Source organism: Pseudomonas sp. LBUM1640, from assembly GCF_059716225.1.
Map to the genome: position 1 here is coordinate 4,420,030 of NZ_CP166816.1, position 21,019 is coordinate 4,441,048.

The 21,019-nt window shown below is 60.8% G+C and carries 15 protein-coding genes and 1 pseudogene; 4 read left to right on the forward strand and 12 right to left on the reverse strand.

Annotated features, from left to right (window positions below; translation table 11 throughout):
* The first annotated feature begins 1,703 nt into the window (after window positions 1-1,703).
* Both ACA065_RS19385 and ACA065_RS19390 read left to right on the forward strand, forming a co-directional pair.
* On the forward strand, window positions 1,704-2,567 hold the full coding sequence (locus tag ACA065_RS19385) for a LysR family transcriptional regulator (protein ID WP_497691088.1): 864 nt from the start codon (window positions 1,704-1,706) through the stop codon (window positions 2,565-2,567).
* Window positions 2,568-2,625: 58 nt separating this feature from the next.
* Entirely contained in the window at window positions 2,626-3,630 is a 1,005-nt protein-coding gene (locus tag ACA065_RS19390) for a LacI family DNA-binding transcriptional regulator (protein WP_497691089.1), read from the forward strand.
* On the opposite strand, the gene ACA065_RS19395 is transcribed toward ACA065_RS19390, so the two are convergent.
* The 6 genes from ACA065_RS19395 to ACA065_RS19420 all read right to left on the reverse strand — a co-directional run bounded on the left by ACA065_RS19395 (window position 3,627) and on the right by ACA065_RS19420 (window position 10,593).
* Window positions 3,627-4,352 carry an SDR family oxidoreductase gene (locus tag ACA065_RS19395; RefSeq protein ID WP_497691090.1) on the reverse strand — a complete coding sequence of 242 codons (726 nt, stop codon included), beginning with the start codon at window positions 4,350-4,352 and terminating at the stop codon, window positions 3,627-3,629. The two genes, ACA065_RS19390 and ACA065_RS19395, sit on opposite strands and share 4 nt — an antisense overlap.
* 137 nt (window positions 4,353-4,489) lie before the next feature.
* Window positions 4,490-6,022, reverse strand: a complete 1,533-nt coding sequence (locus ACA065_RS19400) for an FGGY-family carbohydrate kinase (protein ID WP_497691091.1) — start codon at window positions 6,020-6,022, stop codon at window positions 4,490-4,492.
* Window positions 6,023-6,025: 3 nt separating this feature from the next.
* Window positions 6,026-7,105, reverse strand: a complete 1,080-nt coding sequence (locus ACA065_RS19405) for an alcohol dehydrogenase catalytic domain-containing protein (RefSeq protein WP_497691092.1) — start codon at window positions 7,103-7,105, stop codon at window positions 6,026-6,028.
* A gap of 34 nt (window positions 7,106-7,139) precedes the next feature.
* On the reverse strand, window positions 7,140-8,132 hold the full coding sequence (locus tag ACA065_RS19410) for an ABC transporter permease (protein WP_497691093.1): 993 nt from the start codon (window positions 8,130-8,132) through the stop codon (window positions 7,140-7,142).
* Complete coding sequence (locus ACA065_RS19415) at window positions 8,098-9,606, reverse strand: sugar ABC transporter ATP-binding protein (RefSeq protein WP_497691094.1); 1,509 nt, start codon at window positions 9,604-9,606, stop codon at window positions 8,098-8,100. Before ACA065_RS19415 ends, ACA065_RS19410 begins: the two co-directional genes overlap by 35 nt.
* Before the next feature lie 63 nt (window positions 9,607-9,669).
* Complete coding sequence (locus ACA065_RS19420) at window positions 9,670-10,593, reverse strand: substrate-binding domain-containing protein (RefSeq protein WP_497691095.1); 924 nt, start codon at window positions 10,591-10,593, stop codon at window positions 9,670-9,672.
* A 293-nt stretch (window positions 10,594-10,886) separates the two neighbouring features.
* Between ACA065_RS19420 and ACA065_RS19425 the strand changes: the two genes are divergently transcribed.
* Both ACA065_RS19425 and ACA065_RS19430 read left to right on the forward strand, forming a co-directional pair.
* On the forward strand, window positions 10,887-11,558 hold the full coding sequence (locus tag ACA065_RS19425) for a sterol desaturase family protein (RefSeq protein ID WP_497691096.1): 672 nt from the start codon (window positions 10,887-10,889) through the stop codon (window positions 11,556-11,558).
* Window positions 11,559-11,560: 2 nt separating this feature from the next.
* Window positions 11,561-12,661: an SMP-30/gluconolactonase/LRE family protein gene (locus ACA065_RS19430; RefSeq protein ID WP_497691097.1), complete on the forward strand. Its 1,101-nt coding sequence runs from the start codon at window positions 11,561-11,563 to the stop codon at window positions 12,659-12,661.
* Between the two features lie 65 nt (window positions 12,662-12,726).
* On the opposite strand, the gene ACA065_RS19435 is transcribed toward ACA065_RS19430, so the two are convergent.
* The 6 genes and pseudogenes from ACA065_RS19435 to ACA065_RS19460 all read right to left on the reverse strand — a co-directional run bounded on the left by ACA065_RS19435 (window position 12,727) and on the right by ACA065_RS19460 (window position 21,019).
* The gene (locus ACA065_RS19435; RefSeq protein ID WP_497695362.1) at window positions 12,727-13,563 is read right to left on the reverse strand and encodes an IS3 family transposase; all 837 of its coding nucleotides are present in this window, start codon (window positions 13,561-13,563) and stop codon (window positions 12,727-12,729) included.
* The gene (locus ACA065_RS19440) at window positions 13,560-13,865 is read right to left on the reverse strand and encodes a transposase (RefSeq protein ID WP_497690620.1); all 306 of its coding nucleotides are present in this window, start codon (window positions 13,863-13,865) and stop codon (window positions 13,560-13,562) included. The genes ACA065_RS19435 and ACA065_RS19440 overlap by 4 nt, the downstream gene beginning before the upstream one ends.
* A 126-nt stretch (window positions 13,866-13,991) precedes the next feature.
* Window positions 13,992-15,414, reverse strand: a pseudogene (ltrA, locus tag ACA065_RS19445) (group II intron reverse transcriptase/maturase).
* A 482-nt stretch (window positions 15,415-15,896) separates the two neighbouring features.
* A complete protein-coding gene (locus ACA065_RS19450) occupies window positions 15,897-17,339 on the reverse strand; it encodes a hypothetical protein (RefSeq protein WP_497691098.1) in 1,443 nt (480 codons plus the stop codon).
* Window positions 17,340-17,502: 163 nt separating this feature from the next.
* Window positions 17,503-18,567, reverse strand: a complete 1,065-nt coding sequence (locus ACA065_RS19455; RefSeq protein WP_497691099.1) for a lipocalin-like domain-containing protein — start codon at window positions 18,565-18,567, stop codon at window positions 17,503-17,505.
* On the reverse strand, window positions 18,557-21,019 hold the full coding sequence (locus ACA065_RS19460) for an ABC transporter permease (protein WP_497691100.1): 2,463 nt from the start codon (window positions 21,017-21,019) through the stop codon (window positions 18,557-18,559). The genes ACA065_RS19455 and ACA065_RS19460 overlap by 11 nt, the downstream gene beginning before the upstream one ends.

Sequence of the window (21,019 nt, forward strand, 5' to 3'; positions counted from 1 at the left end):
CTTGTCGGACCGCCGAACCGCTGCGAAGGCATCACCTGGGTATGCCTGATGTATCGAGGTGTCTGCATCGCAGGCAAGCCAGCTCCCACAGAAAAGCAGCTCTGCTTCTGATCTCTTTTTGCTGTGCTGTTGCCCTGCTCCTGCTTCAACCACTCAGGTCGGCTACTAGGCCGCCGTGCTCCCACATTTTGAGCTCAGTACATCAGGTAGATGTGTGTACTCGGTCAAAGGTGGGAGCTGGCTTGCCTGCGAAAGCATCACCTGGGTATGCCTGATGTACCGAGGTGTCTGCATCGCAGGCAAGCCAGCTCCCACAGAAAAGCAGCTCTGTTTCTGATCTGTTTTTGCTGTGCTGTTGCCCTGCTCCTGCTTCAACCACTCAGGTCGGCTACTAGGCCGCCGTGCTCCCACATTTGGAGCTCAGTACATCAGGTAGATGTGTGTACTCGGTCAAAGGTGGGAGCTGGCTTGCCTGCGATGGCATCAGCTGGGTATGCCTGATGTACCGAGGTGTCTGCATCGCAGGCAAGCCAGCTCCCACAGAAAAGCAGCCCTGCTTTTGATCTGTTCTTGCTGTGCTGTTGCCCTGCTTTTGCTTCAACCACTCAGGTCGGCTACTAGGCCGCCGTGCTCCCACATTTTGAGCTCAGTACATCAGGTAGATGTGTGTACTCGGTCAAATGTGGGAGCTGGCTTGCCTGCGAAAGCATCACCTGGGTATGCCTGATGTATCGAGGTGTCTGCATCGCAGGCAAGCCAGCTCCCACAGAAAAGCAGCTCTGCTTCTGATCTGTTTTTGCTGTGCTGTTGCCCTGCTCCTGCTTCAACCACTCAGGTCGACTACTAGGCCGCCGTGCTCCCACATTTTGAGCTCAGTACATCAGGTAGATGTGTGTACTCGGTCAAAGGTGGGAGCTGGCTTGCCTGCGAAAGCATCACCTGGGTATGCCTGATGTATCGAGGTGTCTGCATCGCAGGCAAGCCAGCTCCCACAGAAAAGCAGCTCTGCTTCTGATCTGTTTTTGCTGTGCTGTTGCCCTGCTCCTGCTTCAACCACTCAGGTCGGCTACTAGGCCGCCGTGCTCCCACATTTTGAGCTCAGTACATCAGGTAGATGTGTGTACTCGGTCAAATGTGGGAGCTGGCTTGCCTGCGAAAGCATCACCTGGGTATGCCTGATGTATCGAGGTGTCTGCATCGCAGGCAAGCCAGCTCCCACAGAAAAGCAGCTCTGCTTCTGATCTGTTTTTGCTGTGCTGTTGCCCTGCTCCTGCTTCAACCACTCAGGTCGGCTACTAGGCCGCCGTGCTCTTGCTTTTGATCTTGATTTTGATTTTGATCTGACAGGCCCCGTTAACCACGATGGCCGCAAGTAAGCACGGTGGAGCGGGTAAACCGGCAGGGATGCCGGTTTAGCCGCGCTGGGCCAGGGATGGCCCATCGCGGCGACCCGCGGAGCCGGGCCGGAGTGCGGGCATGCCGAGCCTAAGCGAGGCACCGAGTGGTGGGGCAAAGACCTTTTGGTTACTTTTGGCTGGGCCGGCATTCCGGGCGTTTGCCAAAAGTGACCCGCTGTAAGAGCGGAACCATACGAAGCCGTTACCGCAGCAACGGATATGTACACAGTCTACCCAAGGCAAACCCCCGCCCACAGTTTTAAACGTATTCCACTACAATGCCCCCCATTCATCCCCGGGGGCTTCATGGACATCGAACTGGCACGCACCTTCCTCGAAATCACCCGCTGCGGCAGCCTGGCCGCAGCGGCCGAGAAACTGCACGTCACCCAAACCGCCATCACCGCCCGCGTGAAAAACCTCGAAAGCCAACTCGGCAGCACGCTGTTCATCCGCAACCGCGCAGGCGCCAGGCTGACCGCCGATGGCGAAGCCTTTGTGGTCTACGCCAACCAGCTGCTGCAAACCTGGGAAGCCGCGAAGCGCGACCTGCCGCTGCCCGACGGCTACCGCAATGTGCTGCATATCGGCGGTGAAGTCAGCCTGTGCAACCCGCTGATGCTCGGCTGGGCCCAGGCCCTGCGCGAACATATCCCGGGGCACGCACTGCGCACCCAAGTGCGCGAAGGTGAATACCTGCTGCGCCAACTGGAACTGGGTGTGCTCGATGCCGCCCTGGTATTCCAGCCGCAGTACTGGCCAGGCTTGCAAGTGGAACAAGTGCTGGAAGAAAAGTTGATCCTGGTGCAGTTGGTCAGCAAGCCCGACCCTTACATCTTTATCGATTGGGGCCCAGGCTTTCGCCAGCAGCATGACGCCGCCCTGCCCGACAAAGCACGCGCTGCGCTGAGCTTCAACCTTGGGCCATTGGCGCTGCAGTACATCCTGGAAAACGGCGGCGCCGGGTATTTCCGCACACGCGTCGTGCAAAGCTACCTGGACAGCGGCGTGATGCAGCGCGTACCGAAGGCGCCAGAGTTCAGTTTCCCGACTTACCTGGTGTATTCACGGGCGCGGGATTCGGCGGTGTTGCAACAGGCACTGGCGTTGCTGCGTGAGGTGGTCAAGGCCGAAAGTGACTGGTCGCAACGCTGGGACCCGCTGATTTGAATCACCCTGCGCCCGCGCGCATGCTAGCCTGCGGGTGTTTCCTCTTGCAGCCTTACCCATGAACAAGAAAAAGTCCGTCACCATCAGCGACATCGCCAAACGGGTCGGCATGACCACCATCACGGTGTCCCGCGCGCTGAGCAAACCCGACCTGGTCAAGCCCGCCACCCTGGCGCGCATCCTTGAAGTGGCGCGGGAGCTGGACTACGTGCCCAACGCCTTCGCACGCGGGCTAAAGCGCAGCGAAAGCCTGATCATCGGCGTGATCACGGCGTCGGTGGACAACCCGTTCTACAGCGAGATGATCAAGGCGATTTCCCGCGAGGCGAAAAAACACGGCTACACCATCATGCTGGTGGACACCGATGAGTTGGAAGAGCTCGAAAGCAAGGCCGTCGACACCTTGCTCGGCTACCGCGTGGCGGGGATCATCCTGTCGCCGGTCTCCGACGAGCCGAGCTATCAGCCCGACTATCTGGAGCGCCTGGGCAACGGCAAAACCCCGGTGGTGTTGCTCGACCGCACAATCCACGACAGCCCGTTCAGCCGCGTGGTGCTCGACAACTACCACAGCGGCATCCAGGCCGCGCACTACCTGCTGCGCCAGACGCCCGGCCTCAAGCGCCTGCTGGTGCTGACCGGCCCCGAGCATTCACGCATCACCGTGGAACGCCTCAAGGGCCTGCGCGAAGTGCTCGCCGAACACCCGCACATACAGGTTGAAGTGCAGGCCGGCGACTACACGCTGATGCCGTCTTACCTGCACACGCTCGACTACCTGGCCGAGCACTCGGCGCCGGACGCGATCATGGGCTTCAACCAACTGATCACCCTCGGCGCATTGCGCGCTTTACGCATGCATAACATTGCCCACGACAGCCTGACCATCTGCGGCATCGACCGCCTGCCCTTCGCCGATATTTTCGGCGTGCCCATCGCTTGCGTGGCCCACGACGCCTCCCTGGCCGGTAGCAGCGCGGTGCGCCTGCTGCTTGATCGCCTGCAAGACCCGTACAAACCACGCGACAAAGTGGTGATCGCCGGCCAGTTGGAAAACGGTTAACGGCTGGTGTAACCGCCATCAATCGGCAGGCTGACGCCGCTGATCATGCTGGCGGCGTCGCTGAGCAGGAACAGCACCGGCAGCGCGACCTCCACCGTTTCAGCGAAACGCCCCAGCGGAATGGCCGCCAGCGCCGGGTCGCGCTTGGCCGGGTCGGACCAGGCCATGGTGGCCATGGGCGTCAGGGTGACGGTGGGGTTGACGCTGTTGACGCGAATGCCGAAGCGACCCCACTCGGCGCACTGCACGCGGGTGATCGCATCGAGTGCAGCCTTTGAGGCGCAGTAGCCGAGGTGATCGTCCAACGCGACTAACGAGGCTTGGCTGGAGACGTTGACGATGCTGCCGGCGATCTTCGCTTCAATCATTTTTGCCGCAACACGGCTGGCAACCTGGGCGGCGGCACGGGCGTTGACCTGCATCACTTGGTCAAACGCGTCGGCGCTGATGGCAGCAGCGGGTTCCAGGCGCGAGATGCCGGCGCAGTTGACCAGGCCGTGCAGTGGCGGCAGCTCATGCAGGGCTTTGTCGAGGGCGATGCTGTCGGCGATGTCCACGCATACGGTGTTGCAGCCCAGCTTGGCCAAGGCCTGGGCGTCGCGCCCAAGGGCAAAAACTTCGGCGCCGCTGGCGATCAGTTGCAGGGCGATTTCATGGCCGATGCCGCTGGTGGCGCCGGTGACGAGGATGCGCTGGTGGGTGAAGTTGAAGGTCGTCATCATGAATACACATCTCAAAAACAATGAAGATCCCCTGTGGGAGCGGGCTTGCTCGCGAATGCGGTGTATCAGCCAAAAAATCTACTACTGATACACCGCATTCGCGAGCAAGCCCGCTCCCACCTTTGGACCGTGTAAATTCAGTTACCCTGCAGGCTGTGCATGATCGGTTTCAGCGCGGGATACAGTTTCAAGTACTGCGCAAACGCCCGGTCATAAGTCACGACATTCTCGCGCTTGGGCTGCGCCCGCAACGCCAACTGCACCCAGCCCTTCTCCATCTCCCCATCACTCACCAACCCCACCGTGTGCGCCGCCAATAAAGCCGCGCCCAGCGCCGCTTCCACCTCCTGCACAATGGTGTAGACCGGGTAGCGGGTGACATCCGCAATTATCTGCATCCACAAATCCGAATGGCTCGCGCCACCCACCACAATCAAATGTGGGTCCAGCGAGTGCGCGCCTTGTGTACCGGCCTCGATGTTGTGACGCAGGGCAAAACTCACCCCTTCCAGTACCGCGCGGTACAGGTGGATACGGCTGTGATACAGGTTCAGCCCGACAAAACTGCCGCTGGCGCGGTCATCCCAAACCGGGCTGCGTTCGCCCATCAAGTACGGCAGGAACAGCAAGCCTTCGCTGCCTGCCGGGACCTTCATCGCACTCTGCTCCAGCAGCGCCAGGCTGTCCTGCCCGGTGGCCTTGGCCTGTTGTTCCTCGGCCTGGCAGAACTGCTCGCGAAACCAGCTCACCGACGCACCGGCGGTGATCGCACCGCCAAAGATGTACAGGTCCCGGTGGCCGTTGTAGACGTGCGGCATGCTCACGAGGCCGTGGCGCGCGTCCACCTGCTGGTTCAGGTAGCCCCAGCACATGCTGGTGCCGATCATCGCCACATGGTTGCCCGGTTGCGTAACACCCGCCGCCAAGGTGGCCATCGCCGCATCCACGCCACCGGCAAGAATCGGTGTGCCCGCCTGCAGGCCCAGGCGTATGGCCCAGCTTTCCAGCAAGCCGCCCACCACTTCACCGGAATACACCAGCCGCTCGGGCATCATCGCCAACGGAATCTCCAATGCCGCCAGCATCTCTTCGGACCAACCGCGCTGCGCCACATCGTAGACACCGCCGATATTGCCGGCACTGCTATGGTCCACCGCCAACTCGCCGGTCAGGCACCAGTTGATATAGCTGTTGGGCGGCAGCAAGTAGCGCGTTTGCGCCCACACCTGCGGCTGATGCTGCTTGAGCCAGAGCATCTTGGTGAAGCCGTAGTAGCTGTCCACCGAGTTGCCGGTGACCGCGAACAAACGCTCCAGGTCCACATGCTCACGCACCCACGCCACCTGCTCGCCGGCGCGGCGGTCCATCCAGATCAGGCACGGGTGCAGCGGCGTGATCTGCGCATCCACCGCGATCCCCGAGCCGCCGTACAGGCTGCTGATGCACAGCGCCTTGACCTGCGCTGCCGCCACGCCGGCCTTGGCCATGCATTGCGCGACGCAGGCCTCAACGGCATCCAGCCAGACCTGCGGCCATTGCTCGGCCCAGCGCACTTTCGGGGTATCCACGCGATACCCCTGGCTGTGCTGGGCGATGATCGTGCCTTGAGCATCCACCAGCAGCGCCTTGGTGCTCTGGGTTCCTATGTCGACACCCATTACGTATTCCATCGTTCAAACCACCGGCTTCAACAGCACCTTGATTGACTTGGTCGAGTTGGCCAGCTCGAACGCTTCGGCAAAGTCATCCAGTGGGAAATCATGGGTGACGATGCCCTTGGAGGTAACCAGCCCACGTTCGAACAGGTCGATGGCAATCGGGTAGCAATACGGGCCGAGGTGAGCGCCGCGCACGTCGAGCTCCTTGCGGTCGCCGATGATCGACCAGTCGACACTGGTTTCAGCACCGAACACGCTGAACTCGACAAAGCGCCCGAGCTTGCGGATCAGGTCCAGGCCTTGGGTCACGCCGGCCGGCACGCCGGTGGTTTCGATGTACACGTCGCAGCCATAGTTATCGGTGAGGCCGTTGATGATCTCGCGGGCGTTGTCGCGGGACGGGTTGATCACCACGTCGGCGCCAAACTGCTTGGCCAGTTCCAGGCGCGCGTCGACCATGTCGATCACCACCAGTTTCTTCGGGGTCTTCAGCGCGGCGACCTGGACCATGCACAAGCCAAGGGTGCCCGCGCCGGCAATCACCACCACATCATCGAGCTGGATTTCGCCACGGTTGACGGTGTGGATCGAGCACGCCATCGGCTCCACCAGCGCCGAGTCTTCCAGCGACACCGACTCTGGAATCTTGTGCACGATGGCCGTCTTGGGAATGCGCATGTACTGGGCCATGCCGCCTTCGGCCACTTCACGCTGGAAGCCGAAGATATTGTGCACCTCACACATCCAGTATTTACCCGATTTGCAGAAGCGGCACTTGCCACACGGCACGATCTGCTCGGCAATCACCTTGTCGCCGACTGCGACTTCAAAGTGCTCGCCGGCGCCCTCGCCCACTTCCTCCACGTAGCCGAAAAACTCGTGGCCCGGCACCACCGGCGCCTTCACCCACGGGTTGTCGCCGCCCCAGAACATCGCCGCGCCCGAATGGCATTTGCAGTCACTGGCGCAGATGCCGCAGGCGGCGATGCGGATCACCAGTTCATTGGGGCGCGCCTTGGGTTTACCGATGCGCTCCAGGCGGTAGTCTTTCGGGCCGTGGCAGACGACGGCTTGCATTTCGGTGTGCTTGTCCATGGTGTTCGGTCCTTTCTTGTAGGCTTGTAGGAGTTTATTTATGGCGCTGACGGCTGATGAAAATCGCCAGCAAAATGATCGCGCCCTTGATCACGCTTTGGACGTAGGGCGAAACGCCGAGCATGTTCAGGCCGTTGTTCAATACGCCGAGCAGCATCGCGCCGAGCAAGGTGCCGACAATGACCCCGCGCCCGCCGGCAATCGAGGCGCCGCCGAGTACCACCGCAGCAATCGCATCCAGCTCGAACGACACGCCGGCATTCGGCTGGCCGCTCATCAAGCGTGAGGTCAGCACCAGCCCGGCAATGGCCGCCGTCAGCCCGCTGATGCCGTACACCAGCAACTTGAAGCGCGCCGCGCGCACGCCAGACAAGCGCACCGCTTCTTCATTGCCGCCGATGGCGTAGATGTAGCGGCCGATGCGCGTGTGTTGCAGCAACACATAGGCGGCAAAGTAGGTGACCAGCATGATCAGGATCGGCACTTCGATGCCGAACAGGCTTTGGCGGCCGAAGAAGCCGAACCACTCCGGCAACCCGGAAATCGGGTAGCCGTCGGTGTACATCAGGCCCAGGCCACGGGCGATGCCCATGGTCGCCAGGGTGACGATGATCGGCGGCATGTGCAGGTAGGCAACGAACAGCCCGTTGCCGATGCCGAAGGCCACGCCGATCAGCATCCCGGCGCCAATCGCCAGGCCTGGCGGCAGGCCGGCGACCATCAACCCGGCCGTCAAGGTGCCGGACAACGCCATCACCGGGCCTACCGACAAGTCGATGCCGCCGGTGAGAATCACGCAGGTCATGCCCACCGCGATAATGGCGTTGATCGACACCTGACGGGCGATGTTCGACAGGTTGCTGGTAGTCAGGAAGGTGTCGCTGGCGAGGATCATCACCAGGGTTACCACCACCAGCCCGACAAAAGGGTAAAACGCCGGCGAGCGCACCAGCCGCGCCAGGCTCAGGCGCAGCCGGCCGGTGTCGCCGGGGTTAATGGACATATTCACTTGAGCCCCCTGTTGCATGGCGCATGACCTCTTGTGGGTTGACGGCGGACGCTTCGAGCAGCTTGACGATGGCGCCCTTGTGGAACACGGCGACGCGGTCGCACATGCCGATGACTTCGGGCAGTTCGGAGGAAATCATGATGATCGCGTAGCCCTGTTCGGTAAGCCTGCGCATGAGGGCGTAGATCTGCGCCTTGGCGCCGACGTCGATGCCGCGCGTGGGTTCGTCGAACACCAGCACGTCGCAGTGGTGGTTGATCCAGCGCGCGATCACGACCTTTTGCTGGTTGCCGCCGCTGAGGTTGAACACCCGGCTTTCGCCGCTGGGCGCTTTGATCGACAGCTGGCGCATCAGCTCTTCGACGCTGGCGCACTCCTTGGCCTTGTCGATCAGCCCGGAGGCGTTCTGGTACTTGGGCAGGTTGTTCAGGGAGATGTTTTCGCGAATGCTGAAGTCGGTGATCAGCCCTTCGCTCTTGCGGCTTTCCGGCAGCAAGCCGATGCCATGGGCCAGGGCTTGCGCCGGGTCGTCGAGGGTGACTTTCACACCGCGCAGCCACACCTCTTTGCTCACCGACGGCAGCGCGCCCATCATGCCCAGCGCCAGCTCGGTGCGGCCTGAGCCGACCAGCCCGGCAAAGCCGAGAATCTCGCCTTTGTGCAGTTGGAAGCTGTTGTGCGGGCCGTTGCGCACCAATTGGATGTCCTTGACCTCCAGTAACAGCGGGCCGCGCGCTGTGGTCGGCTTAGGTGGAAAACTGCTTTCCAGGCGCCGACCAACCATCATCTCGACCAGGCGGTCGATGTCGCTGTCGGCCACATTGGTCACGCCGACATTACCGCCGTCACGCAATACGCTGATGCGGTCGCAGACCTGGAAAATCTCCTCCAGGTGGTGGGAGATAAAAATCACCGCCACGCCTTGGCGCTTGAGCTCGCGCATGATCTCGAACAGCAGCTCGGCTTCGCTGGGCGTCAGCGTGGCGGTCGGCTCATCGAGCACCAGCAAGCGTGCATCCAGGGCCAGCGCCTTGGCGATTTCGACAAACTGCTGCTCGGCCACGCTCAGGTGCTTGACCGCGCATTGCAGGTCGATGCTCACGCCCAAACGCTTGAACAACGCCTCGGATGCCTCGACCATCTCGCGCTTGCGCAGCAGGCCGAAGCGGTTGCTCAGTTCATGGCCGAGGAAGATATTTTCTACCGCCGTGAGGTAGGGAATCAGGCTGAATTCCTGGAACACGATGCCGATACCGGCGGCAATTGCATCGCGGTAGGTTGCGAACTGCTGCGCCTGGCCGTCGATCAGGATTTGCCCTTCGTCCTGATGCTCGACGCCGCCGAGGATTTTCATCAGGGTTGACTTGCCCGCGCCATTTTCGCCGAGCAAAGCATGAATTTCGCCGCGTTCCACTTGCAGGTTGATGGCCTTGAGGGCCTGTACGCCCGGGTAACGCTTACAGATATTTTCCAGCTTCAGAAGACTGCTCATACCGCCGACCTCGTATTCAGAAGGAGACCTCAAGCCCCACGGGTTACGTGGGGCCTGGGCGATTTACCAGCTGAAGTCCTTGGCCTTGGCCTGGTCGATCAAGGTAATGTCCACCGGGATCGTGGCGGGCACTTGCGAGCCCCACTTCTTGGCCAGGGCGATGCCCAGGGCCAGGCGGATCTGGTCGCGCGGGTATTGGGCTGAGGTGGCGATGAACTTGCTGCCGGGCTTCTGGATCGCCTTGATCGCTTCCGGTGCGCCGTCGACGCTGACCAGTTTCACGTCCAGGCCACTGGCTTCGATGGCCGACAGGGCGCCAAGGGAGCCGTTGTCATTCACGCTGAAAATGCCCTTGAGCGTGGGCTGGGCCTGCAGCATGTTTTCGGTGACGGTCAGCGCCTGGTCACGCTCCTGCTTGCCGTTCTGAATGCTCACGATCTTGATGTCCGGGTGCTTGGCCACGGCCTCTTTGCAGCCGCGCACACGCTCAAGGATCGGCACCACGGCGATGCCGTCGAGGATCGCGATGTTGCCTTTGTCGCCGATGTTCCTGGCCAGGTATTCACAGGCCTGGAAGCCGGCGTCGAAGTTCTTCGAACCGACGAAGGAGTCCAGCGGGCCGTCAGCCTGGGCGTCTACCGCGACCACCACGACACCGGCGGCGTGGGCGGATTTGACCGCCGATTGCACGCCGACCGAGTCGGTGGGGTTGATCAGCAGGATATCGATGCCTTTTTGCAGCATGTCTTCGACGTCACTGACCTGCTTGGACACGTCGTGGCGGGCGTCAGTGATGATCAGTTTGGCACCGATGGTCGCGCCGGCTTCTTCCAGGGCGTTTTTCATGGTGACGAAATAGGGGTTGTTGATTTCCTGGAAGGAGGCGCCGATACGGATGGGTTTGGCGGCGTCGGCAAAGGCTGGAGCCGCGGTGCCGAGGGTGATGCTGACAGCCAGTAAACACAGGGTTTTCGGGAGCATTTTCATGGCGTGGTTCTCTGTTTTGTTTTTATTTTTAGAGCAAATGTTATCGTTAACATTTTGCGAGAAGCTAGCAAGTAAATTGGGGCTGCGCAAGAGGCCATTGGTCGGCCGCAGTCCAAATGTGGGAGGGGGCTTGCCCCCGATAGCGGTACGTCAGCCATGGATGTATTGACTGACCCTCTGCTATCGGGAGCAAACCCCCTCCCACATTTGATTTGTGTACTGCGCAAAAACTCGCACATTCCCCACTACCAACTAAGCTCAGCCTCCAACAAAAAAATACCGAGCTTGCGGCCATGGCACACCCTACCGAAACCTTTCGCGACCATTACCGCGCGGCCATAAGCCGCCATTACAACCCAGGGCTCCACGCCTGTTTCGTCCTCGGCTACGGCATTTTCTGCATCACCCTGGCCGGGTCTTCCACCGAGCACATCACCCCAGTCCAGTGGCTGACCGTGCCGCTGACACTGGTGTTCTTCAACCTGTGCATCTACCTCGTCCACCGCCACCTCGGCCATCACAAACACACCCTCGCCCGGCTGTTCTATGCGCGCCACACCGGCGACCACCATAGTTTCTTCACGCCCGGCCACATGACCTACGACAGCCCTCGTGACTGGCGCGTGATCCTGTTCCCCGCCTGGCTGATCGTGCTGCACAGCCTGGCCATCACCCTGCCCGCCTGGTGGTTGCTCACCCAACTGAGCCCCAACATCGCCGGGCTGTTTGCCGGGTGCATGATCCTCGGCTACCTGCTCTACGAAGTGTTCCACGCCTGCGAACACCTGCCCGCCAACCACCCCGTGGCCCGCCTGCCATGGATTCGCCAGATGCACCAACTGCACGCCCTGCATCACCGCCGCGAGCTGATGCAGGGGCGCAATTTCAATATCGTCCTACCGCTGATGGATTACCTGTTCGGCACCCTGCACTGGGAACCGAACGCCCACGACAATCAGGAATAGTCATGAGACACCGCCGCAAAAATCTTCGTCATTGGCTGTTTGTTCTGTCACTTGCGCTGATTGCCTTTCTGCTGCTGATGCCCACCCAGGTACAACCGGTGAATTGGGCCCCGCCCAAGGCGCCCTCGCTGAGAGACGGCGCCTACGCCGAGAACCAACGGCTCAAGGCTGTGCAACGCATTGGCCCGCCGGACATCGCCGGGCCCGAGGCCTTGTTGTTGGATGCCCAGGGCTTTCTGGTCAGCGGCTTGCAAGACGGGCGCATCATCCGCACATCGCCCGACAGCCACACTCTGGAAGTACTCGCCAATACGGGCGGGCGCCCGCTCGGCCTGGCGCTGCACCCAGATGGGCGCTTGATCATTGCCGATGGCGTCAAGGGCTTGCTCGCACTGGAGGCCAATCGCCAACTCACGCCGTTGAGCAGCAGCGCGAACGGCCTGCCGTTTGGTTTTACCAATGACGTGACCATCGACGCCGGCGGGCGTTTTGCCTATTTCAGTGACGCATCGAGCCGCTGGGGCTACGGCCAGGATGGCGAAGCGGTAATAGAGCATGGCGGCGATGGCCGGCTGTTGCGCTACGACTTTAAAAACCGCACCACCGAAGTGTTGTTGGACCGTCTGCAATTCGCCAATGGCGTGGCGCTCGGCCCGGATGAAAACTATGTGCTGGTAAATGAAACCGGCGCTTACCGCATCAGCCGCTACTGGCTCAAAGGCGAGCGCACCGGCAGCCACGACCTGTTTATCGACAACCTGCCAGGCCTGCCGGATAACCTCAGCTTCAACGGCAACGAACGCTTTTGGGTCGCGCTGTATTCGCCGCGCAACCCCTTGCTGGATGGGTTCGCCGGCTATCCGCTGATGCGCAAGGTGATGGTGCGGGCGCTGATGGTGGTGCCCAAGCCCATCGAGCGCAAAGCTTTCGTGCTGGGGCTGGACACCGACGGCAAGGTCATCGCCAACTTGCAGGACGCCAGCGCGGGCAATTACTCGCCCATCACCACCGCGCGGGAATATGGCGACTGGTTGTACCTGGGCTCGTTGCAGAGCACGAGCATGGCGCGCCTGCCCTTGAAGCTCGCGCTGGCCCGCGAATAAAACGCTCGAATAGAGTAGGAGGCGGATTGATCTGGTCCAGTAATTTTGGACATTCTTTTCGGTTCTCAAGCGGCCATCTTTTCTGCCGCTGCCGGCGAGTGATATCCGTTGTAGCTGTGGCGCCTTACATTGTTGTAGCGCGCCACATATCGGTTGATATCAACACGGGCCTCGAACTCTGAATCGTAACCGTCTTCAGGGACCCATTCGGATTTCAAACTGCCAAAGAAGCGCTCCATCGGGGCGTTATCCCAACATTGGCCTTTTCGACTCATGCTTTGCTTTAGCTCATGGGCCATCAGTTCGTCCCTGAATTTATGACTGGTGTATTGGCATCCCTGGTCTGAGTGAAACAGCACGCCTTTCGGTTGCCCTCTCAGCTCAACGGCCATGCGCAGCGATACACTTGCTAGAGTCGCATCGGCGACCAATGAGTAAGACCATCCCACCACCCGTCGTGCAAATAGATCCAAAACCACGGAGAAATAGAGCCAGCGTTTACCTATCTGGATGTAGGTGATATCTGCGCACCAGACTTTGTTGATATCCGCCACATAAAACTCACGGTCCAGCACGTTCTCAGCTATCAGCGACTCAGCGCCCGACGATTTGTACTTATGGGGTCTGCGTTGGCTGCTGGAGATCCCGGCTTCCTTCATCAAACGACTAGCCATGTAGCGTCCAACTTTATGCTCTACACCCTGCATATCCTTGGCGAGCGTTCGGGCGCCGGCTGAACCTTTTGAGGCTTTGTGGAACTTGATCAGCACAACTTTGAGCGCTTCGCGCTCCGGGTTGGTTTTCCCCTGGCGCTGACGCCAGGCGTAGTAGCTGCTGCGGTTGACTTCAAACACTCGGCAGCAATCCGAAATGCCATACTGTTCGCCTAGCTCGCTGATCAGAGGGAATGATCTTTGGAGTCCAAAAGCAGGAGAACACTGGCCTTTTTTAGGATTTCGATATCCCTTTCTTTCTGCCTGAGCAGAGCTTTGAGTCCCTGTATTTGTTTTTGGTCGGCGGTAATGGCCTTTGTGCCAGCTAGCGTTGAGCCTGTACGTTCTTTCCTGACCTGCTCAACCCATCGGCGCAAGGCTGTAGGGCCGATATCGAGGTTGGCACAGACCTCGGGAACAGGCTGATCTTGATCGAGCACCATGCTTGCTGCATTGAGCTTAAACTCGCTGGAATAGGACTTTCGCATCATCATGCACACCTTAGATTTGGGCGCCATCATAGCGCCCTATTGATGTGTCCAATTTCATTAGGCCAGATCAGATTCACATCCGCCGTCCTCTCACACCACCGTACGTACGGTTCCGTATACGGCGGTTCAGGTTATGCGGTTAAGCCGGTTTATCGTGTCCAGTATTGAGACCAGCCCGAGTCTGTCCCACAGTTTCTTCGGCAACGCCTGATTCATGTGTGACGCTCCCGAGTTCCACCATGGGCCTCGACCGTTAAAGGCAGATTTACAGGCGCGATCTTCAGTGAGCCCCAAGCGTATTAGGTTACGCGCCCTCGTGGAGGGCCGTTTCCATTGGCGCCACAAGACACACCGAAGTTTATGCCGCACCCAGCCGTCCAACTTTTCGAGGGCCCTTTTGCCCTGACTCAGCTTGAAGTAGCCCGCCCAACCGCGCAAAACAGGGTTTATTCGCTCGATAGTCCTGACCATCTTGCAACCCCGCGCTCCGCGCAGAAGAACTCTGAGTCGATCACGCAAGCGGCCCAGGCTCATCGTTGCCACTCTTAGCCTCGGCTGTTGATGCCAGCTCATCCCGTAACCCAAATAATCACAGACCCACGGCCGTGCCACGCGGCTCTTTTCCCGATTCAACGTCAGCTTCAGACGCTGATTCAAGAAACGCTCAACTCCTGCCAGCACTCGTTCGCCTGCACGGAGACTACGTACATAAATGTTCGCATCGTCGGCATAACGAACGAAGCGATGGCCCCGCCGCTCCAACTCCCGGTCGAGTTCGTTGAGCAGGATGTTCGACAGCAACGGCGAGAGCGGGCCGCCTTGCGGCGTCCCTTCCTGCCGTCGGCTGGCGATCCCGCCCGACATAACTCCCGCTTCAAGGTAACGGCGGATCAGTCTGAGTACGCGTTTGTCTTCGACATGACGCTCAACTTTGGCCATCAACACGTCGTGATTCACTCGATCAAAGAACTTCTCAAGATCAAGTTCCACGCACCAGCGGTAACCCGCTGCAACATGGTCACGGGCTGTTTCGATGGCTTGGTGGGCGCTTCTGCCCGGACGAAAACCGTAGCTGTAGTCCGAGAATAGAGGGTCGAAGATCGGCGAGAGCTGTTGCAGCAGCGCCTGCTGGATCAGGCGATCCACGACATTAGGAATGCCCAATTGGCGTGTTCCACCCTTAGGTTTGGGAATTTCGACAGCGCGTACACCTTGCGGGTGATACTCGCCGGCCAGCAGCCTTGCCTTGAGGGTCGGCCAATACTGTTTCACGTGGCCCGCCAACTGGTCGACCGTCATGCCATCGGCACCCGGTGCGCCCTTGTTGCTGACTACGCGTTGATACGCACGCTTGAGGTTGGCGGGTGCAAGCACCCGCGCCATCAGCGTGTCCGGCTCCGCGTTCGTCCACGTCACAGACGCCGCCGATGTCTGCGCACTGTCAGCCGCAAGCCTCGGATTCCGTCCGGGACTTGGGGTTACAGCCCTCTTGTGGAGAGATTTCTGCTTTTTCGACATTCGACGAGACTCTGACGCCTACTGGCGGCATAACCTGTTCGGCCCTTGGTGGCGTGGTTTTTTTTTTCGCCACTTACTACGGCCTCGGCTGACTTCTGCAGGCTCATCCCGTCGCCTCTCGACGCCGGTAGCACAGTGGCAAACCTACAGATCTCCCAGGGTAATTCGCGCGACCTTCCTGCTTATGCCTGTCGGATATACGTCGTAGCGTTCCGTGCAAGTATTGGGCTTTAACGATTTATGCCGTCTTACCCCGCTACGCCGCCTCTATCCGCTTCCTGTTCGTCAGGCCAGCATTTTGCCTCGGGCTTCCTTCAGATTCGCAGTCACCCGCGACACCCTTGCCTCTGGCTAACACTTCCCCTTGCCGGGTGTGTAGAGGACTTGCACCTCCAAGTCACCAGCGAGGCCACCACAGCCAAGCTGGTTGCGCTTCGCGCAACGCGCCATGCCTGGCGCACATAAAAAAGGGGCAGCCCGGATGGACTGCCCCTTCATGCCTGCGGCAATGGATCAGTGGATGATGTCTTGGGTGCAGATGTGCCCAAAGGTCACATACTGCACATTGTCGCCGCCAACTCCCACACCCGGGAACTCGTCCAGCTCGATACGCCAGCCGCCGAAGTTAAAGGTGGTCTCCCAGTTGTACTTCACGCCGGTGCTGCTGTCCGGGTACTGCACGCGGTATTCGCCGAAGCATTCACCGAGCGCGGCACTGGCCTGGGACGTGCCCGCACTGTTGGTGCTGGCCTTGAAGTCGGTCCAGTGGAACTCGGCGCCTTCAAAGCGCTTGTCGACACGCAGGATTGGCGTGACCCCCAACAGCGGCGCGCCGGTGGAGTCGGACCAGTTGGTGCTCCAGTTCAACGTCCGGCCGGCCTGGGTCGCCATCCAGAATATCGATGCCGGCACCCGCACGATGTTGTCACCCTTCACCTGCGAGGTGTTCAACCGCGGCGTAGAGCCCAGGCTCAATGCGTATTGCTTGGTCGGGTCCTGTGCCACAGCCGGGTTGGCACGTACGCGCACCTTGACGGTAGTGCCCGGCGCGACGCTCGGATAGGTCGACGTAGAACCGGCCGGCACGGTGATCCAGTCAGTGCCATCGAAGCGGTCGAAGAGCCACTGGTTGCGGCTGCCATTCTCATCGCCCGCCAGGTACATGCTCACGCTTTGGCCACGCACCGCCTTGAAGTCGAAGTAATCGACGTCATTGGCGTTGTCGAGGTTGCCGGTCACCTTGTTCATCGAGTCCGGCAGCGCAAAGGCGGTTTGCGGCGTGTCATTGGGTTCATAGGCATCGATGTTGGTGTCCACCGCCACGCCGAAACTGAACTGCGCGTTGCTCGCGGTCTTGGCCACCATGAACCAGTAGTAATCCCCCGCCGGCAGGATGCCGCCCAGGTATTCATCGGCGTTGCCTGGGCTGTCGGAGGTATCGACCAGTTGCGGGTTGCCTTGGCCGTCATCGCGGAACAGGCTCAGCGACATATCGGCGCCGGCGCTCTGGTTGATCAACTGCACCAATACACGAGCGTTTTGCGGCAGGTTGAAGTGGTATGGAAACTCCTGGCCCGTTTGCACTTGGTCGATGGTGTAGAGGGTGTTGATATCCAGGGTTGGGAACAACGGCTCAAAGGCGGCGACTGCGGCACTTTTCAGGTTGGCCTGGCTCGGCTTTTTCAGCTCGCCGACGGCGGTGTTGAACGGTGCGGATTTGGCCGCTTTGGAGGCGGGTTTTACCTTGCCATTCTTGGCGTCCAGCAGCTTTTTCAGCAGCTCGTCCGAGATCGGCACAGGCGTCAGTGTGCCGCCAGGTTTCAGCGCGTCAATCAAGGTCTGGTTGACGGTGCCGGGGGTGAGTTTGGGAAGGGTTTGCTCGGCCAGGGCAGAGGCCGAAATAAAGCAGGAGGCCATCATGGCCGCGCCCAGCATAAGGGCTTTTGCAGGTTTCATTTTTTATCCATCCATAGTTAAAAAATTGAAGCTCAGGTGATCGGTGACATCCGGTCACCTGGGATGGAATGTAGGATATAGCTGTATGCATGTACAGTTATTTTTTTAAAAAAATGCCCCTCGAAAAATACGGCAACCGCTCGATTGCCTACAAAAAAGCGCGTTAATACCCGGTCATCTCCAGATAACCCACGCCACCCTCAAACTGCACCGGCCCTTCCCAGTACGGAATACTCAGGTTCATCCACGCCTTTGGGTTGACGGCCTGGGTAGTGATATCCAACTGTTTGCCAGGAATTTTCAGCGACCAGCGTGTAGGAATACTGCGCCCGTCAATGTCAGTGGTGGCCAAGGGCGCAAGCTGGATATCGGCGTTGTGCAACGTCTGCGTGCGGCCCTGTTGATCAATCCACGTGCCGGTGAGGTATCCCGCGCCGTCTTTTTGCCGGACACGAAACAGCATCAATTGCTCGCCACGGTCCAGGTGCAGCGAGAACCAGTCCCAGCCAGTTTGACTGGCCGCCAGGGGCTGGCTGCTCCATTCGCGGTCAAGCCAGGCGGGGCCGCTGACCTGGTAGGTCGTGCCGTCGATGCTGACGCTGCCCGTCGCGGTAAAAAATGGCTGGCTGTAGTAGTAAGACGCCTGGCCCTGATCGGATTTGCGGCTGTAGCCGTTGTCGCCTTGCAGCACCAGCGGCCGGCTGGACGTCAGGTGCAAATCGTAGGCGAACTGCGCTCCTGCGGCCTTGAGTTGCATATCCGCCAAGGCGCTCGCAGCGCCGGGGCGAGTCGCGAAACTCCAGTCGTCGATCCACGCATTGAACGGCAGCGCCTGGGCACCCGCCTGGCCAACCCCGCCACGGGCATAGCGTTCAGCGGCGTAATGCTGGGTGGCCGACGTCACGGCGGCGTGGCCGAGCCAAACGGTTGAGTCGTGCCAGCCCGGCTGCGTCGGCCCGGCCTTCAAGGCATTGCGAAACAGTGTCCATTGCACGCCGAACACATTGCCTTGCGCGTCCTTGAGGTTGGCGGTGACGTACCACCATTCGATGCGAAAACCGTCATGGGGGCCATGGTCCTCGGGAAAGCTGAACACTTTGCCGGGCAGCACCTGGGCAAAGTCCGCCGCATCGCTGCCCAAGCCCGCGAAACTTTCTGGCGGCGCAGGCGCTTGGTCACACGCCGTCAGTAGCAACAAGGCCGCCCATACGAGCGCTTTAATCTTCATTGGCAAACGTCCTCAGCAAATCCGCCGGGCGACTGCGGTATAACTGCCACAACGGCCAGGCCGAGGCCAACAACGTGGCCAATAGCGCCAACCCCAACAATTGCGCCAGTTGCCACGGGAACACCTGCAACGGCAGGCGCCAGCCGAAGGCCTGCACGTTGATCACCGCGTCCAGGCACCACGCCAGCAGCAAGCCCAACGGCAATGCCAGCACCAGAGTCAGCACCGCCAGCAGCCAGGTCTGCCCCAGGTTGAGCAACATCAGTTGCCGTCGCGTCACGCCCAGCGCCCACAGCGGCGCGAGTTGGCCCAGGCGGCTTTGGCTTTGGGTCAGCAGGCTGATAAACAACGCCACGCCGGCGACGCCGAGGGTAAGGCTGTTCAAGGCCGCAGTGGCGGCAAAGGTGCGTTCAAATACCTGGCTCGACCAACCTTTGAGTTGCTGTTGGTCGACGATGCGACTGTCTTCCAATGCAAACACGCGCTGCACCTCACGCACCAGCGCTGGCACATTCGGCGGCAACACCCGCAGGTTAAAGCGGGCCGGGGCCAGGGCCGGCCAGTGCGCCAGCAGGTGTTGCGAATTGACCAGCAGATGGCCTTTGGGGTTGCCGTAGTCGGCGTAAATCCCGACCACCTTGGGCGACCACATACCCTGCGGCGTCGGGACAGCAAGCGCATCGCCCACGCGCACTTTCAAGCGTCGCGCCAATTGCTCGCTGAGCATCACCGTGTCGCCTTGCAGCAACTGGTCCCAGGGCGCGCTCGCCGCGGTCAGCAATGGCCAATGCTGGCGATAGGTGGGGTCGTCGACCACACCGAATACATCCGCCGGCCAGCCCTGCAATTGCACGGCGACCTGCCAGGTCGGCAGCACGGCCTGCACCAAGGGCTGCTGCGCCAACCACGTAGTGAGTTGCTCAGCCTGGGCCGGGGTTTGCGGGTTGAGGTACAGCTCGGCAGTGAGGCGCTGTTCCAGCCAGTTATTAAAGGTCTGGCGGAAGCCCGACGTCATTGAGCCCGCGCCGATATTCGCCGCCAGCGCCAACAGCAACGCCATCAACGCCAGGCTCAAGGCCGGCAACTGTTGGCGGCAGTCGGCCAGAAACCACTGGCCCAGCACCGAACGGCTGCGCCCGAGCACTGCCGTCAGCAAGCCGTTGAGCACCACCGGCAAGCCAAGCGCCGCGCCCAGCAGCAAGGCCGCCATCAGCACAAAACCAGCGGCCAGACTGTCGCCCAGCCACAGCGCCAGCAAAGCGATCACCAACGCAGTCGCTGCCACCCAACCCTGGCGTCGCAACCAGCGCCCGTGCGCTTCATGCCAGGCCTGGGCATTGGCCAGCGCCAGCAGCGGCAAGCGCGCCGCCCGCCACAGGCTGCTGCCGCCGGCGAGCAACGCGCCCAGCAGGCTCAGGCCCAGCCCGGCCATCCACCACCACGGGCTGAGGCTTAATTGGCCTGGCACATCGGCGCCATACAGGCCGCGCAAGCTGGCGGCCACATCCGGCAGCAGCAGGCTGGCCAGCAGGTAACCGCTGGCCACGCCGAGCACGCCGCCGAGCAACGACAACACGCCAAGTTCCACGCCTAAACTGAGGATCAGCATGCGCGCGCTGACCCCGCAAGCGCGCAAGGTGCGCAGCAGCCCGCGACGTTGCTCGAGCGCCAGGCCGATGGCGGCGTGAACGATAAACAGCCCCACCACAAACGACAAAAAGCCCAGCGCGTCGAGGTTCAGGTGAAAGCTTTCGGTGAGGCGCGCGAGGTTGTTGTCCTCGCCCTGCTTGAGTTGCAGCGCTGCAGGTGGCGTGGGATGCGTGGCAGCGAAGGCCTTGTCCAGCAGCAGGCGTGACAGGCGCTCGGGCATGCCCAGCAAGGGTTGCGCAAAGCCGATATCGGTCAGCAACACGCCGGGGGCCATGTCCTGCTGAACCTGCAACGGCGGCAAGGCCAGCCCGCCCTCGGTCAGCGGTTGCTCGCCTACGTGCAACCCCAGGGCCGACAAGGTTTGTGGCGCGATCCAGGTACGCCCTGGCGGATTAAAAAATGCCAGCATTTGCGCCTGGCTCAACCGCTGCCCCGCCACCGCGCCGTCACCGGGCAACGACAGCGGGTCGATGCCCATCAGTTGCAGGCGTTGGTCTGCATGCCCCTTGAGCAGCAACCGCCCCTGCACCACCGGCGACACCGGCCAACCGGCGCGGCGCAACTGGGCAAACAAGGCCTGGGGAAAGCTGGCGCCGTCCGGTGCACTGAGGCTGGCTTGCGGCTCACCGCCGATCAATTGGCTGGCGCGCGCATAACTGTCCCGCGCCTGGCTGTTGAGCGCCTGCACGCCGGTCAACAGCGCGGTGGCCAGCCACAGGCCCGTCAGCACACTGAAAAACTGTACCGGATGCCGCCGCCAATGGCTCAACAGCGCACGCAACGCCCAATAAAACACTGCCAT

Excerpts from the sequence above, each read along its gene's own strand:
- ACA065_RS19385 (WP_497691088.1), top strand. The coding sequence starts at position 1,704 with ATGGACATCGAACTGGCACGCACCTTCCTCGAAATCACCCGCTGCGGC.
- ACA065_RS19390 (WP_497691089.1), top strand. The coding sequence starts at position 2,626 with ATGAACAAGAAAAAGTCCGTCACCATCAGCGACATCGCCAAACGGGTC.
- ACA065_RS19395 (WP_497691090.1), bottom strand. The coding sequence starts at position 4,352 with ATGATGACGACCTTCAACTTCACCCACCAGCGCATCCTCGTCACCGGC.
- ACA065_RS19400 (WP_497691091.1), bottom strand. The coding sequence starts at position 6,022 with ATGGAATACGTAATGGGTGTCGACATAGGAACCCAGAGCACCAAGGCG.
- ACA065_RS19405 (WP_497691092.1), bottom strand. The coding sequence starts at position 7,105 with ATGGACAAGCACACCGAAATGCAAGCCGTCGTCTGCCACGGCCCGAAA.
- ACA065_RS19410 (WP_497691093.1), bottom strand. The coding sequence starts at position 8,132 with ATGCAACAGGGGGCTCAAGTGAATATGTCCATTAACCCCGGCGACACC.
- ACA065_RS19415 (WP_497691094.1), bottom strand. The coding sequence starts at position 9,606 with ATGAGCAGTCTTCTGAAGCTGGAAAATATCTGTAAGCGTTACCCGGGC.
- ACA065_RS19420 (WP_497691095.1), bottom strand. The coding sequence starts at position 10,593 with ATGAAAATGCTCCCGAAAACCCTGTGTTTACTGGCTGTCAGCATCACC.
- ACA065_RS19425 (WP_497691096.1), top strand. The coding sequence starts at position 10,887 with ATGGCACACCCTACCGAAACCTTTCGCGACCATTACCGCGCGGCCATA.
- ACA065_RS19430 (WP_497691097.1), top strand. The coding sequence starts at position 11,561 with ATGAGACACCGCCGCAAAAATCTTCGTCATTGGCTGTTTGTTCTGTCA.
- ACA065_RS19440 (WP_497690620.1), bottom strand. The coding sequence starts at position 13,865 with ATGATGCGAAAGTCCTATTCCAGCGAGTTTAAGCTCAATGCAGCAAGC.
- ACA065_RS19450 (WP_497691098.1), bottom strand. The coding sequence starts at position 17,339 with ATGAAACCTGCAAAAGCCCTTATGCTGGGCGCGGCCATGATGGCCTCC.
- ACA065_RS19455 (WP_497691099.1), bottom strand. The coding sequence starts at position 18,567 with ATGAAGATTAAAGCGCTCGTATGGGCGGCCTTGTTGCTACTGACGGCG.
- ACA065_RS19460 (WP_497691100.1), bottom strand. The coding sequence starts at position 21,019 with ATGGCAGTGTTTTATTGGGCGTTGCGTGCGCTGTTGAGCCATTGGCGG.